General features: G+C 75.6%; 12 protein-coding genes. 9 read left to right on the top strand and 3 right to left on the bottom strand.

The genetic code is table 11. The features are described 5' to 3' along the window. Positions 1–31: 31 nt before the first annotated feature. Positions 32–496, bottom strand: a complete 465-nt coding sequence (locus tag ACZ407_RS00920) for a Crp/Fnr family transcriptional regulator (RefSeq protein WP_468124371.1) — start codon at positions 494–496, stop codon at positions 32–34. A gap of 173 nt (positions 497–669) precedes the next feature. On the opposite strand from ACZ407_RS00920, the gene ACZ407_RS00915 reads away from it, so the two are divergent. The 8 genes from ACZ407_RS00915 (at position 670) to ACZ407_RS00880 (ending at position 9,887) form a co-directional block, all read left to right on the top strand. After that, complete coding sequence (locus ACZ407_RS00915) at positions 670–960, top strand: SHOCT domain-containing protein (protein WP_468124369.1); 291 nt, start codon at positions 670–672, stop codon at positions 958–960. A 57-nt stretch (positions 961–1,017) separates the two neighbouring features. After that, the gene (locus ACZ407_RS00910) at positions 1,018–1,524 is read left to right on the top strand and encodes a pyridoxamine 5'-phosphate oxidase family protein (RefSeq protein WP_468124367.1); all 507 of its coding nucleotides are present in this window, start codon (positions 1,018–1,020) and stop codon (positions 1,522–1,524) included. Positions 1,525–1,729: 205 nt separating this feature from the next. Beyond that, complete coding sequence (locus ACZ407_RS00905; RefSeq protein ID WP_468124365.1) at positions 1,730–2,128, top strand: hypothetical protein; 399 nt, start codon at positions 1,730–1,732, stop codon at positions 2,126–2,128. Positions 2,129–2,892: 764 nt separating this feature from the next. Next, positions 2,893–3,177, top strand: coding sequence for a hypothetical protein (locus ACZ407_RS00900; RefSeq protein WP_468124363.1), 285 nt, complete (start codon positions 2,893–2,895; stop codon positions 3,175–3,177). Positions 3,178–3,392: 215 nt separating this feature from the next. Next, on the top strand, positions 3,393–3,881 hold the full coding sequence (locus ACZ407_RS00895) for a hypothetical protein (protein ID WP_468124362.1): 489 nt from the start codon (positions 3,393–3,395) through the stop codon (positions 3,879–3,881). Then, on the top strand, positions 3,878–4,813 hold the full coding sequence (locus ACZ407_RS00890; protein WP_468124360.1) for an oxygenase MpaB family protein: 936 nt from the start codon (positions 3,878–3,880) through the stop codon (positions 4,811–4,813). Before ACZ407_RS00895 ends, ACZ407_RS00890 begins: the two co-directional genes overlap by 4 nt. Beyond that, entirely contained in the window at positions 4,795–8,139 is a 3,345-nt protein-coding gene (locus tag ACZ407_RS00885; RefSeq protein WP_468124359.1) for a serine/threonine-protein kinase, read from the top strand. Before ACZ407_RS00890 ends, ACZ407_RS00885 begins: the two co-directional genes overlap by 19 nt. An 83-nt stretch (positions 8,140–8,222) precedes the next feature. After that, positions 8,223–9,887 (top strand): phytoene desaturase family protein, encoded by a 1,665-nt coding sequence (locus tag ACZ407_RS00880; protein WP_468124357.1) that lies wholly within the window; start codon positions 8,223–8,225, stop codon positions 9,885–9,887. A gap of 48 nt (positions 9,888–9,935) precedes the next feature. Here ACZ407_RS00880 and ACZ407_RS00875 read toward each other — a convergent pair whose 3' ends face one another. Together ACZ407_RS00875 and ACZ407_RS00870 are read right to left on the bottom strand one after the other, a co-directional pair. Further along, positions 9,936–10,637 (bottom strand): YoaK family protein, encoded by a 702-nt coding sequence (locus ACZ407_RS00875; protein WP_468124356.1) that lies wholly within the window; start codon positions 10,635–10,637, stop codon positions 9,936–9,938. Between the two features lie 141 nt (positions 10,638–10,778). Continuing rightward, positions 10,779–12,758, bottom strand: a complete 1,980-nt coding sequence (locus ACZ407_RS00870) for a serine hydrolase domain-containing protein (RefSeq protein WP_468124355.1) — start codon at positions 12,756–12,758, stop codon at positions 10,779–10,781. A 147-nt stretch (positions 12,759–12,905) separates the two neighbouring features. Here ACZ407_RS00870 and ACZ407_RS00865 point away from each other — a divergent pair, with 147 nt between their 5' ends. Then, complete coding sequence (locus ACZ407_RS00865; protein ID WP_468124353.1) at positions 12,906–14,009, top strand: NAD(P)H-dependent flavin oxidoreductase; 1,104 nt, start codon at positions 12,906–12,908, stop codon at positions 14,007–14,009. Positions 14,010–14,017: the final 8 nt, after the last annotated feature.

Genomic DNA, 14,017 nt, shown 5'->3' with positions numbered 1-14,017 from the left:
GGCTCGACCGGCTCCTTCGCCGTACCGATGTTCAGAGGAAGCTGCCGCTGCCGTACGGCGCGTACAGGTCGAGCAGGCGTACCCGGGCGGCCTGGAGCCGATGGGCGAGGACCTGCGCGACCCAGTGCCCGACGGCCGAGCCGAAGCCGGGATCGGCGTCCATCAGCGCCCGTACGCGCGCCGCGTCGAACTCGTACGCACGCACCGGAGTCGTCGCCTCCGCGCCCAGCCGCCAGGTGGCGGGCTTGAACAGCCAGGAGCAGCCGACGAGCTCGCCGGCCCCGAGGCTCTCGATGACGGCCGCGCGCCGACCGGGCACGTGGACGTCCAGGGCGACGGTGCCGGACCGGACGATCCAGAACCGGTCCGCGTGGCCGCCCTCGCGGAAGAGACGCGTGCCTTCGGCGAAGGCGACCTCTCGGGCCAGTTCCATCAGACGGGAACGGTGGGCGGCAGGCAGTGCCGCGGCGATACGGGTGGGGGCGGGCGTGCTCATGGACGGCCTCCTCGATCGAGTCCGCCTTCAGTCTCGGCACGAGGCCCGTCCGCCGGCATGGGCCCTGTGGACCCACATGGGGCCCGACCGGCCCATGCCGGGTCCGGTCCGGCCGGTTGACCCTGTCAGTGGACGGTCCACCCGGCCGCCCGTTCTGCCGAGGGAGTCGAGCCATGTACTGGAACGGTCACGTCATGGGTGGCTGGGGATGGTTCGCCATGTCCGTCACCACGTTCCTCCTGGTGGCCCTGATCATTGCGATGGCCGCCTACCTGCTGCGCCCCGTCACGCGGAACGGCGCGCGGAGCGAGGCTCCGTCCGGCCCCGCCCCGGCGCCCGGTTCCGAGGGAAAGGCCGAGACCCTCCTCGCGGACCGTTACGCCAGGGGCGAGATCGACGAGGAGGAGTACACGCGGCGGCTCGCGGTGCTCCGCAGCCATGCCCCCGGGCCCACGTTCCGATGAGATGCCGTCAGCGGGTAGGGGGCCTGCCGTCCCGCCCCTCGATCAAGGGTGCCCGTGATGAAGAGCGATGCGACCGCCACGACCACGACCAACAGTCCGACGACCCTCGGCGGCCGGGGGCGGCGGGCGGAGGAGCTCACCGCGGATGAGGCGTTGAAGCTGCTCGGCGCCGTCGAACTGGGCCGCATCGTCTTCACCCGCCACGCGCTGCCGGCCGTCCGCCCCGTCAACCACCTCGTCGACGCCGGCGACATCATCATCCGCGTCCAGGACGGCTCGACGCTGGCAGCCCTGCTCGCGGCCCAGGAAGGCGGGGGCGTCGTCGTCGCCTACGAAGCCGACGACATCGATCCGGACGAACGCCTGGGGTGGAGCGTGGTGGCCACCGGCTTTGCCACCGCCGTCACCGACCCGGGCGAGATCGAGCGCTACGCGCACCTCCTTCAACCGTGGGTCGAGGGCACCGCATCAGGCGCCGTCCGGATCCGCCCCGACCTGGTCACCGGCTTCCGCCTGCGCGCCGGCGGACAGGAGCCCGACTCCGGTTTCCGCCAGCACTCTTGACGGTGCGTCCGGGCCTCACGACACTGAACGCCGTGGACAGGTCCCGGGCAGTGCGCGAGGGGGCGGGGATCACCCGCCGCTGGTCCCTCACCCGGCGTCTCCACATCGATCTCCTGCGCGTGTGCAGCGCGTTCGGCCGCTCCTGCTGAGTTCCGGATCCCGCGGGCCTTGCGCCCTGCCGCCACCGCCGAACCCCAGGAGAGCCATGTTCGCCACCGTGCTGCCCGCCGCCTGTCCCTCCACCGCCGTGCGCGGCCGCATCGGAGCCGGTTTCTCACCGGCCCCCTGCCGCTACCGCCTCTACCTCGCGCAGGGCTGCGCCTCCTCCCGGCGCCTGCTCGACCTCCACGCCCGGCTCGGGCTGGGGCGGGTCGTACCCATCACACTGCTCGGCGCCCCCGAGGACCCGACCGCCGGGTACGAGGCGCTGCGCCGGGCGTACGAGGCGACCGGGCATCACTATGCGGGCGAGCTGAGCGTGCCGGCGCTGTGCGATACGTGGAGCGGGCGCATCGTCAGCAACCACGCGCCGGACATCGAGTCCGACCTCGCCGGACCCCTCTCCGGCGCCTGCACGCCGCCCCTGCCCGAAGCCGCCGCCTGACCTCGCCCCGCCGCTGCGCGGGTCCTTCCCCCACCCCGCCCCTTCCCTAACCGAGGCCCCGCCCCAGCCCCCACGCCCCCATCGCCGGCGAGGCCGCACGATTCGGGGCTCCGCCCCGGACCCCGGTCCTCAAGCGCCGGACGGGCTTGGGGTTTGTCCCGGGCAGGGGCTGGAGTGCGGGCTCTGTTCCGGGGCGGTGTCTCGCCGGACGGGGTTGGGTTCGCCCTGGGGGTGGGGGAGTCGGGGCTGTGCCGCGGATCGCGTGATGCCGGTGGGGCGGCAACATTCGGGGCTCCGCCCCGGACCCCGGTCCTCAAGCGCCGGACGGGCTGGATGTCGGCCGTAGGCCGGGCTCCGGGCGTGCATCGCGCGGGCTGCTGGATGCTGCGGGGCGAAATCAAGCCCCGCCGGCGTTTGAGGCGCGGGGGTCCGGGGGCGGAGCCCCCGAATCCGTCCGCGCCGCCAGGCGCGGCGCTTCCGCACCCGCCCGCCCCCGCCAGGCGCGGGGTCCTGGGGCGGCGCCCCGGGAAACGGTGAAAGGGTGGGGAGGGGCACAGTCCCGCAGGGGCCGAAGCGCCCCGTACGCACCGCGCATTGTTCAGACCCCGCCAGAACGCTGCTGAACAACTCCCCGCCTGCTGGACTCCCTTCCACATCCCGGCGGAAAACCTCACGCGAAACGGGGCAGACATACAGCAACACGGCACGATCCGCCGCACGGGAGCCCCACGCACCCCGCAGGCGTACAGGAAGCGGAGACCACCTTGGACACGGACCGGCGAAGGGCCCTGTGGCGCACCGGCGAACTGCTGCTCGGCCTGAGCGGAGCGGCCCTCCTCGCAGGCGCGTACCTGTGGACCATCGGCACCCGGCGCCCGGACGCGTACACGGCGGCCGTGATGGCACTCCCGCTGGCCCTCTTCGAACTCTCCTACCGCTGCTGGGAGAAGCGCTGGGCCCTCGACAACCCGACCCCCGAGACCTCCGCACCCCCGCCCCCGCCCCCGCCCCCGTCCTCGTCCGCGCCCCCGCCCCCGCATCACCCGTGAACCCCGCCCGAGCGCCCGAGGACAGCGCGCCGCGGACGCGGGGCGGCCCCGGCCCGCCGCCCATCCCACCCGTACGCCCCCCCATCCCACCCGTACGCCCTCCAGCCCCGCCGATGCCCCCAGCCCCCCGCCTCCCACGGAACCCCCCGCACCCCCACCGCGTCACAGCACCGACCGCCCCCCCCGGCCCCCCCGGACGACGGAAAGGTGACGCCATGTACCGTCCGCACCAGCTCGCCCCGTTCGCCGCCCCGCTCGCCGCCCTGCTCCTCGCCCTCACCGGCTGCGCCACGGCCGCCGAGGCCACCGCCGACGGCGCAGCGGCCACCGGCACCGTGGGCCGCGCCCCCGCCGACGCTCCCGTGGCCGTCCCCGCCGACGGGATCAAGCCCGCCCCCACCGGGCCCGACCCGGACGCCCCCCGCACCGGCCCCGCCGCCCCCAAGCCCGGCACCTGGTACCGCTACGACCTCTACACCCACTGCGGGGTCGGCACCCTCACCTTCGCCGGCAAGTACTGGGAGCTGCGCCAGATGCGGACCGACCTGGACGCCGCGGTGGACGGACCCCGCGTGAACTGGAACGACCTCTACACCCCCGGCTACATCCTCCTGGAGTCCGCGGACGTGGCCGTATTCGAGACCGCAGGGCAGCCGCCGCTGGCCTTCTCCCCGGTCGCCGCCCCCACTACGCTGTGCCGATGAGCGGATCAGACCCCGGACTGTACGGTCCCGGCTCGGTCACGTGGAACTGCCACGGCGACCCCGTCATGTGGATAGCGGGCGTCCGCGCCCTCTACCTCCAGGCGCTCCACCCGCGAGCCGTCCGCGGGGTGATCGCCAACAGCGACTTCCGCCACGACGCCTGGGGCCGCCTGCTGTGCACCGCCGACTTCGTCGGCACCGTCACCTACGGCACCACCGACGCCGCCGAGCGGGCCGGCGCCCGGGTCCGGCGGATCCACCGGAGCCTGACCGCCGCCGACCCCGCCACCGGCGAGGCCTTCCGCATCGACGAGCCCGAGCTCCTGCTGTGGGTGCACTGCGCGCAGATCGACTCCTTCCTGCACGTACTGCGCCGCTCGGGCGTCCCCCTCACCGAGGCCCAAGCCGACCGCTACGTGGCCGAAAACCGCGCAAGCGCACGCCTCGTCGGACTCGATCCCGGACAGGTCCCCGGCAGCACCGCGGAGCTGGCCGCGTACTTCCGGCGGGTCCGCCCGGAACTCGCCGGCGGGCCCGACGTGCAGGAGGTGGACGCCTTCCTGCGGCGCCCGCCGGTGCCCTGGCCGCTGGTGCCCCTGCGGGCCCTGCTGTGGCGGCCGGTGAGCGGGCTCGCGTACGGATTGCTGCCCGATCACGCGCACCACCTGTACGGGCGTCCCGCCCCGGCCCCGCGCAGCGTCACGCGGCGCCTGCGTCTGGCGGGGTTCCTGCTGCGCCTGATACCCGACCGGCTGCGCTGGCGGCTGCCGCCAGGTCACATCTTGAAAGCAATGGCCCGGCTGGGGCCCGGCAGCCGTCCCTCGCCGTACACAGCTCGCCGGGGTACGGCCATACTGGTCGGGCCGGGGAGGGCACAGCACGACAGTGGGGGCGGCAGCACGACATGGCGGAGTTGGCGGAAACCAGACTGATCCAGGGCCGGTACCGGCCGCTCGATCTCATCGGGCGCGGCGGTATGGGCGAGGTCTGGCGCGCCCGCGACGAGTCGCTGGGCCGCCAGGTGGCGGTCAAATGCCTCAAGCCGCTCGGACCGGGACACGACCCCGACTTCACGCGGGTGCTGCGGGAGCGGTTCCGGCGCGAGGCCCGCGTCGCGGCCTCGCTCCAGCACCGCGGGGTCACGGTGGTCCACGACTTCGGCGACGACACCGCCTCCGACGGCACGCTGTTCCTCGTCATGGAGCTGCTGCACGGCCGCAACCTCAGCCAGATCCTCGACGAGAACGAGCACCGCCCGCTTCCCGTGGACGAGGTCCTCGACATCGCCGAGCAGGTCGCGGCCGCCCTCGCGTACACGCACGAGCAGGGCATCGTGCACCGGGACCTCAAGCCGGCCAACATCATGCGGCTCACCGACGGCACGGTGAAGATCTGCGACTTCGGCATCGCCCGCCTCGCCCACGACATCGGCTTCACCGCCAAGCTCACGGGCGGGGGCATGGCCATGGGCACCCCGCACTACATGTCCCCCGAGCAGATCGCCGGCTCCGAGGTGGACCACCGCAGCGACCTCTACTCCCTCGGCTGCGTGCTGTACGAGATCGCCACCGGGGCCCCGCCCTTCGACCTCGGCGACTCCTGGTCGGTCCTGGTGGGCCACCGCGACACGGCGCCGGAGCCGCTGCGCACCCACCGCCCCGAGCTGCCCGCCTTCTTCGAGGAGGCCGTCCTCGACCTCCTCGCCAAGTGCCCCGAGGAACGCCCCGCGGACGCCCGCACCCTGCACCGCCGCCTGGTCGGCGCCCGCGGCGCGGACGGGGCGCCGCTTCCGCCTCCGGGCGGGGCCGCTGCTGCGGGCGCGGCTCCTGCGGCGGCCGCACCGGCTGCCGCCGAGGCCCCGCTGCCCGGCTGGGCGCGGGGCATGTCGGCCGGCCCCCGGCCCGCCGTGCCGCGCGCCACGGCGAGCGGCGCGTGGGCCCAGGCCCTGACCGGCGTGTGGACCGCCCTGCGCCGGCCTGCCCCGGCACCGCCCGCGACGGGCCCCGCCGGCGGCCCCGTCCGGACGCCGCCGCCCGCGACGGGCCACGCCGGCCCGCCCGCAGCTGCCGCCGCGGTGGGTGCGGCGGCCATCCCGGCATCCTCCGGGACCGTTGCCGGCCACCCCTCGGGCGCCGCTGCCGCTGCCGCTGCTGTGCGGCCGGCCACCGCACCCGCGTCCACGCCCCACGGGACGACCGCCGCGGGCACGACCTCGGGTACGCCGGACCCCGCCGCGGCGTGGACCGCGGGCCCCGGCGTTTCCGGGACCTCGGGGTCGGCCGCTGCGGGCGCCATCGCCGGTACGGCCGCGGCCGGCGCGGGATGGACCGCCGTGCCGGACGTTTCCGGGACGTCGGGGTCGGCGATTGAGGCCGTTGCCGGTAGGGCCGTGCCCGCCGCGGAGTGGACCGCGGAGGAGCCGGACGCCTCGGGGGCCGTCGTGCCGGATGTCTCCGGGACCCGGGGGACGGGTGTGGTGGGCGCGGTCGCCGGTGGGGCGGTGTCCGGCAGCTCATGGTCCACCGCATCGGGCAGCTCCCGGACTTCGGGTTCGTCGGCGGGTGCGCCGCCTGCGGCAGCTGCGGCAACTGCGGCAACTGCGGCAACTGTCGGTCAGGTGCGGTCCGGCACGGGGCCGGCCGCGGAGCCCGACGGTTCCGGGGCCGCCGTGCCGGTGGGCGGCCGGACGGCCGCCGCCCGCCCACCGGCGGTGACCGCCGGTGCGGCACCCGCCGCATCCCCGAGTCATGCCGGAGGCCCGTTCTCCGTCCCCGGAACGGCTGTCCTGGGCCCGCCCGTTCCGGCCGTTCCGGGTACTGCCGCCGCTGCCACGGTCCCCGCCGGAGGCCCCGGCCCCGTCCCCGGATCCGCCGTCCCGGCCACGCCCGTGCCGGGCCCCGGCGCCGCTTCCGTACCGGGCGGGGACATCCGTCCGCCCGCCGCGGCAGACCCGTTCGGCGCCCCCGCCGAAGCCGCCGTACCCGGCCACGCCGCCGGGCCCGAGGGGGCGCGTACGGACCCGCGGGTCGGGCCGCAGCGGGACCGGGCCGGGCTCGCGCCTGCCGCCGGCAGTGCCGCGGAGTACGCGGGCGGGCGGGTCGGCGGCGGCCTGCCGGACCGGTACGCCACCGCCCTCGGGCTCGGCCGGGTCGGACGCTGGGAGGAGGCGAACCTCGTGCACCGCGAGGTGGCCGCCGCCCGTGCCGAATCGCTCGGCCCCGAGCACCCCGACACCCTGGCCAGCCGTTACGAGGTCGCCTTCACCCTCTGCCGTACCGGCCGGGCCGGGGACGCCCTCGTCGAGTACGGCCACGTGGCCGGCGCCCGGGCCCGCGTCCTCGGACCGGACCACCCGGACACCCTCGCCGCCCGCCAGGAGACCGCGTACGTCCTCGCGCAGCTCGGCCGGCACAAAGAGGCGCACGACGTGTACGAGGAGGTGCTCGCCGCCCGGGTCCGCACGGCCGGTCCCGACCACCCCGACACCCTGCGCTGCCGCCACAACCTGGCCGTCAACCTCAGCCGGCTCGGCCGCCTCGAAGACTCGCAGCGCACCGCCGCCGAAGTGGCGGCCGCCCGCGCCCGGGTGCTCGGCGCGGAGCACCCCGAAACCCTCGTGAGCGCCTATGAGGCCGCGTACGCCCTCGGACAGCTGGGCCGTTGGAGCGAGGCCCTCGACGGCTACCGCGCGGTGGCGGCCGGCCGTGGCCGCACCCTCGGCCGCGACCACGCCGACACCCTCGCCGCCCGCTACGAGATCGGCATAAGCCTCGGCCGGCTCGGCCTGATCGCCGAGGCGGTGGAGCTGTACCGGGAGCTCGCCGCCGACCGCACGCGCGCGTACGGCGCGGCCGACCCCGAGACCCTGCGCGCCCGCCACGGCCTCGGGGTCAACCTCGGCCGGCTGGCCCGCTGGGAGGAGGCGCTCGCCGAGGCCCGGGAGGTGTCCGTGCTGCGCGCCGGCGTGCTGGGACCGCACCACCCCGACACCCTGGTCAGCCGCCGCGAAGTGGCCGTCGGCCTGGGCTGGCTCGGCCGCTGGGCGGAGGCCCTGTCGGTGTACCGCGAGGTGGCCGAGGGCCGGGAGGGGACCCTCGGCGCGGGCCACCCCGACACCCTGGCCGCGCGCAGCGACGAGGCGCACTGCCTGGAGCGGCTGGGGCGGGCCGACGAGGCCGAGGAGGTGCACCGCCGGGTCGCAGCCCTGCGCGGCCAGCGCCCGGCCTTCGGCAGCCCGCTGCCCCCGGTGGTCGCCTGACCCGCGGGCCCGGCCCCGGTCCCGGTCGCGACGGCCTGGCATGCACCCTGGCGGCCGCTGATCGTTCCGTGTTACGAAGAGCCATGAGCCGAGCAGCGTTCTCCAGCGATGTGGGCGTGACCAGCGGATCCGGCGGATCCAGCGGGACCAGGCGGGCCGCAGGCGGTGGCGGTGGCGGGGGCGGGGGCGGGGGTGCGTACGACGCCGTCGTCGTCGGCGGTGGGCACAACGGTCTGGTGGCCGCCGCCTACCTGGCCCGCGCCGGCCGGCGCGTACTCGTCCTCGAACGGCTGGACCGCACCGGCGGTGCGGCCGTCTCCACCCGCCCGTTCGCCGGGGTGGACGCCCGGCTGTCCCGCTACTCGTACCTGGTCTCCCTGCTGCCCCGGAAGATCGTCACCGATCTGGGGCTGCGGTTCGCCGTGCGCAAGCGGACGGTGTCCTCGTACACGCCCGCGGTCCGCCACGGGCGGGCCACCGGTCTGCTCGTCGGCGGCGGCGAAGCGCGTACCCGGGAGTCCTTCGCCCGGCTGACCGGCGACCCTGCGGCCCGTGCGTACGACCGCTGGCGGGAGTTCTACGCGACCACAGCCCGCGTGGCCGAACGGGTCTTCCCCACCCTGACCGAGCCCCTGCCCACCCGGGCCGCCCTGCGCGAGCGGATCGGGGACGAGGCGGCCTGGCGCATGCTGTTCGAGGAGCCCATCGGACGGGCCGTCGAAGCGCACTTCGACGACGACCTGGTCCGCGGGGTGGTCCTCACCGACGCCCTCATCGGCACCTTCGCCGACGCCCACGACCCCTCCCTCGTACAGAACCGCTGCTTCCTCTACCACGTCATCGGGGGTGGCACCGGCGACTGGGACGTGCCCGTCGGCGGCATGGGCGCCCTCACCGCCGCCCTCACCGAGGCCGCCCTGGCCGCCGGAGCGGAGATCCGCACCGGGCACGAAGCGGTCCGGATCGAGACGGACGGGGCCGCGGAGGCGGCCGTCACCTTCCGCACCGCGCACGGGGGCGAGGGCCGGGCCACGGCCCGCCAGGTCCTCGTGAACGCCTCCCCGCAGGCGCTCGCCGACCTGCTGGGGGAGGAGCCGGCCGCCCCGGCCGAAGGCGCCCAGCTCAAGGTCAACATGCTGCTCAAGCGGCTGCCGAGGCTGCGGGACACCGCGGTGGACCCGCGCGAGGCCTTCGCCGGCACCTTCCACATCGCCGAGGGGTACGGGCAGCTCGCCGAGGCCTACGCCCGGGCCGCCGCCGGTGAACTGCCCGCCGCCCCGCCCTCGGAGATCTACTGCCACTCGCTCACCGACCCGACGATCCTGGGCCCCGAGCTCGTCGAGCGCGGCTACCAGACCCTCACCCTCTTCGGACTGCACGCGCCGGCCCGGCTGTTCGAGAAGGACAACGACGGGACCCGCGAGCGGCTGCTCGCCGCCACCCTGCACCAGCTCGACGCCCACCTCGCCGAGCCGCTGGCGGACTGCCTCGCCGAGGACGCGGACGGCCGCCCGTGCATCGAGGCGAAGACCCCGCTGGACCTGGAACGGGAACTCCGCCTGCCCGGCGGGCACATCTTCCACCGCGACCTCTCCTTCCCGTACGCGGAGGCCGCCGAGGGCACCGGCCCCTGGGGCGTGGGCACCCGGCACGCGAACGTCCTGCTGTGCGGGGCGGGCGCGGTACGCGGGGGCGGGGTCAGCGGAATCCCTGGGCACAACGCGGCGATGGCGGCCCTCGGGCACTGATGCCGCTGCCGGACGCGGCCGCTGACGGGCCCCGGTGCGCGGGGCCCGTCAGCGGGAGAGGAGGCGGGGGCCGTGCAGCCGGGCGAGTGCCACGCCGAGGGCGAGCACGGCGGCCGGCAGCAGCAGCACGGCCAGCGGCCACCCCAGGTGGAGGAACACGGCTCCGGCCAGCCCGCCCGCGAACATCGCGCCGACGGAGGCCGCCCGCCGGGCCGTGGCCCCCGGGACGCGGCCGAAGGCGGGGTCGTGCCCGAGCAGCGAGCCGGCGAGGAAGCCCGTCATGGCCCGGGTCACGAGGGTCGTGGGCATGTCGGGCACGCTCACCCGCATCGCGGTGACGTTGCGCAGGCCCATCGCCGCCGACAGGACGGCGATCGTGGCCAGATGGCGGCCGGTGGGGTTGCTCCGGACCGGCTCCAGCCCCCAGGAGGCCACGGCGGCCAGCACGATCAGCGCGGCCTCCACGAGCACGGCCGCGGCGAACCAGCGCCTCCGCTGCTCCTCCCAGCGCCACTCCGCCCGTGCGGCGGCCACGGCCCCGGCGGTGAACGCGCCGAGCGAGGTGGTCGGCGCCACCACGGAGAGCCCGCCCTCGCCGACCGATCCGAAGGCGAGGAACAGAACGTTGCCGGTCTGCATGGCCGTGAACACCGGGCCCAGGGCGAGCAGGCTCGCAGCCTCCAGCAGGCCGGTGGCCAGGGTGAGGGCGGCCATGAGCGGGGCGAGTACGGGGGGCTTCGGTGCGTGCATGTCCCTCCTGGGGCGGGGTGGGGCTCCGCCAGTGTCCGCCCCGGCGGGGGCGCGGCCTGCTCCGGCACGCGGCACGGCTCCGCCTCCGTACCCCTGCGCCTCGATCTCCCCCGCCGGTGGAGGCCGGATGACGCGGCCGGGTCAGTCCGCGGAGCGGGTCCAGCCGACGGGTTCGAGGCGGGACGCGTCCGCGGGGCGGTCCTCGGCGAAGAGGAGGCCGCCCGGCTCGGACACCCGCAACACGTCCACGTACACCCCGCGCCCCACGTACCGCCCCGTCGTCTCGTACCGGAACCGCAGCCGCACCGTACGCCCCGCCCACGCTCCCAGCGGCGCCTCCAGCCGGTGCCAGATCCGCTGCGACCAGCCGCCCGCCGTGCCCTCGGCCCACTGCTCCGGGCTGCCGCCGGTGGTGCGCACCGTGGTGAACGGCACCGGCTGCCACGCTCCGTCCGCCTCCGCCGCCTCCAGGTGGAACGCCCCCGCCCCCGGCACCGTGTCCCACCACACCGCGCAGCGCAGCCGTGCCCCGGCTCCCGCGAAGGTGAGCGGGGGCAGGGTCAGGGTGCCGGAGGCGCCGGTCTCCATGCCGGAGAACCAGGCCGGGCCGCCGTGCCGGGTGCGGACCGGGACCGCCCGGGCGAAGCGGTTGCCGGCGGCGACCCGCGGTGCGCTGCCGGCCCGCCAGGTGCGCACCGGGTGGACGGAGTTGCCCAGCAGGATCAGATAGGAGTCCGTGGACGGGTCGAGGACCAGCGAGGTGCCGGTGAACCCGGTGTGGCCGGCCGAACCGGGCGTGGCCATCGCCCCCATGTACCAGTGCTGGTAGAGCTCGAATCCCAGGCCGTGGTCGTCGCCGGGGAAGGCCGTGTTGAAGTCGGTGAACAGCAGCTCGACGGAGGCGGGGCGCAGGATGCGCTTGCCGGCGTAGACCCCGCCGTCGAGGAGGGTGCGGGCCAGTACCGCGAGGTCCCAGGCGGTGCCGAACACCCCCGCGTGTCCGGCCACCCCGCCCAGCGCGTACGCGTTCTCGTCGTGGACCTCGCCCCACACCAGACCGCGGTCGAGCCCGGACCAGGGCGGGCGCTGCACCTCCGTGGCCGCGGTCGAACGCCGCCACGAGAGCGGGGGATTGAAACGTGTGCGGTGCATTCCGAGCGGAGCAGTGATCTCTTTGTGGAGCAGGGCATCCAGAGTGTGACCGGTGATCCGTTCCAAGAGCAGCTGGAGCGCGATGAGGTTGAGGTCGGAGTAGCGGTAGACCGTGCCCGGGGTGTCCTGCGGCCGCACCGACCACAGCAGCCGCAGCTGCCCCTCCCGCGTGGACTCCTGGTAGAACGGCGCCCAGGAGCGCAGCCCCGAGGTGTGGGTGAGGAGCTGGCGGACCGTGACCAGCTCCTTGCCTCCGCCGGTGAACTCCGGCAGGTAGCGGTGGACCGGTGCCTCCAGCTCCAGGCGCCCCCGCTCCATCTGCTGGACCGCGAGCAGCGAGGTGAACAGCTTCGTCAGCGAGGCCAGGTCGAAGACCGTGTCCTCCGCCATCGCGATCCGCTCGGCCTCCGGGAACTCCCGGGCCCGGTCGGTACGGCCGTCGTAGTCCGCGTACCGGACCGCGTGGCCGAGTGCCCGGTGGAGTGCCACCGTACGCCCGCGCCCGGCCAGCACGACCGCCCCCGCGAAGTGCGGGTACACGGGGGAGGGCCCCAGGAAGCGGCGGACCTCCGAGACCACTTCCTCCAGGTGCCCGTCCAGCAGCCCCGCCTGGCGCGCCGACCCGTACCGCAGCCGCAGCCCCTGCAACGCCCGCCGCTCGACGGGGTTCTGCGCCGCGCCCGCCCCCGCCGCACCCGGCAGGGCGTGCAGCACCAGCACCCCGCCCAGCGCGAGCAGCCGCGCCCCCAGCCGCCGCCGGCTCAGCACCGGCAGACGAAGTCCCGCCGTTCCCGCCGCCACCGTGCCCTCCGCCACCGGGCTTTCCGCCGCCGTGCCCGCCACCGGGCTTTCCGCCACCGGGCTTTCCGTCCCCGGGCCCTCAGGCCTGCGTCCCGCCGCCCCGCCGCCGGGCAGTCCACCCGTCGCCGTCGCGCGCTCGTCCGTCCGTGCCCCCGTGACCTCGTCCATGGCCGGCCCTCCTGTCCCGTCCCGCGCTCGCCAACGAGTATCTGCCCGCGGGCGCCGCACACCCCGCGCCGCGCGGGGTGCAAAGAACCTGACACAGCATCAGAAAGTCTCTTCCCTCGGTCGCCGGGCTGCGGCATCCTGCCGCCCATGGAGACGGAGCTGAGCAAGAAACTGGGAGTCGAGCACGCCATCTTCGGATTCACGCCCTTCCCGGCGGTCGCCGCTGCGATCACCCGGGCGGGCGGTTTCGGCGTGCTCGGCGCGGTGCGCTACACCGCCCCCGACGAACTCGCCCGCGACCTCGACTGGATGCAGGAGCACACCGAGGGCAAGCCGTACGGACTCGACGTCGTGATGCCCGCCAAGAAGGTGGAAGGGGTCACCGAGGCGGACGTCGAGGCGATGATCCCGGAGCGGCACCGCGAGTTCGTCCGCGAGACCCTCGCCAAGCACGGCGTCCCCGAGCTCGCCGAGGGCGAGGCCTCCGGCTGGCGGATCACCGGCTGGATGGAACAGGTCGCCCGCAACCAGCTCGACGTCGCCTTCGGCTACCCCATCAAGCTCCTCGCCAACGCCCTCGGTTCACCGCCCGCGGACGTGATCGCCCGCGCCCACGAGCACGGGGTCCTCGTCGCCGCCCTCGCCGGCAGCGCCAAGCACGCCCGCCGGCACGCCGACGCCGGCATCGACATCGTCGTGGCCCAGGGCTACGAGGCCGGCGGGCACACCGGCGAGATCGCCTCCATGGTGCTGGTCCCCGAGGTGGCCGAGGCCGTCGCCCCGCTGCCCGTGCTCGCCGCCGGCGGCATCGGCAGCGGGGAGCAGGTCGCGGCCGGACTCGCCCTCGGCGCCCAGGGCGTCTGGCTCGGCTCGGTCTGGCTCACCACCACCGAGGCCGACCTGCACTCCCGCGCGCTCACCGAGAAGCTCCTCGCCGCCGGCTCCGGGGACACCGTGCGCTCCCGCGCCCTCACCGGCAAGCCGGCCCGCCAGCTGCGCACCGAATGGACCGACGCCTGGGAGGACCCCGCCGGCCCCGGCCCCCTGCCCATGCCGCTGCAGGGGCTGCTCGTCGCGGAGGCCGTCTCCCGCATCCAGAAGTACGAGGTGGGACCGCTGCTCGGCACCCCGGTCGGGCAGATCGTCGGCCGCATGACCTCCGAACGCAGCGTGCAGGCCGTCTTCGACGACCTGACCCGCGGTTTCGAGAAGGCGATCGACCGCATCAACCGCATAGCCGGCCGAGCCTGAGGAGCATC

This window comes from Streptomyces sp. NPDC030809 (assembly GCF_055572195.1).
The sequence above is the reverse complement of the archived record's forward strand: the minus strand, read 5'-3'. Positions and strand labels throughout refer to the sequence as shown.

Coding starts and splice junctions, on each gene's coding strand:
- ACZ407_RS00920 (WP_468124371.1), bottom strand. CDS start 496: ATGAGCACGCCCGCCCCCACCCGTATCGCCGCGGCACTGCCTGCCGCC.
- ACZ407_RS00915 (WP_468124369.1), top strand. CDS start 670: ATGTACTGGAACGGTCACGTCATGGGTGGCTGGGGATGGTTCGCCATG.
- ACZ407_RS00910 (WP_468124367.1), top strand. CDS start 1,018: ATGAAGAGCGATGCGACCGCCACGACCACGACCAACAGTCCGACGACC.
- ACZ407_RS00905 (WP_468124365.1), top strand. CDS start 1,730: ATGTTCGCCACCGTGCTGCCCGCCGCCTGTCCCTCCACCGCCGTGCGC.
- ACZ407_RS00895 (WP_468124362.1), top strand. CDS start 3,393: ATGTACCGTCCGCACCAGCTCGCCCCGTTCGCCGCCCCGCTCGCCGCC.
- ACZ407_RS00890 (WP_468124360.1), top strand. CDS start 3,878: ATGAGCGGATCAGACCCCGGACTGTACGGTCCCGGCTCGGTCACGTGG.
- ACZ407_RS00880 (WP_468124357.1), top strand. CDS start 8,223: ATGAGCCGAGCAGCGTTCTCCAGCGATGTGGGCGTGACCAGCGGATCC.
- ACZ407_RS00875 (WP_468124356.1), bottom strand. CDS start 10,637: ATGCACGCACCGAAGCCCCCCGTACTCGCCCCGCTCATGGCCGCCCTC.
- ACZ407_RS00870 (WP_468124355.1), bottom strand. CDS start 12,758: ATGGACGAGGTCACGGGGGCACGGACGGACGAGCGCGCGACGGCGACG.
- ACZ407_RS00865 (WP_468124353.1), top strand. CDS start 12,906: ATGGAGACGGAGCTGAGCAAGAAACTGGGAGTCGAGCACGCCATCTTC.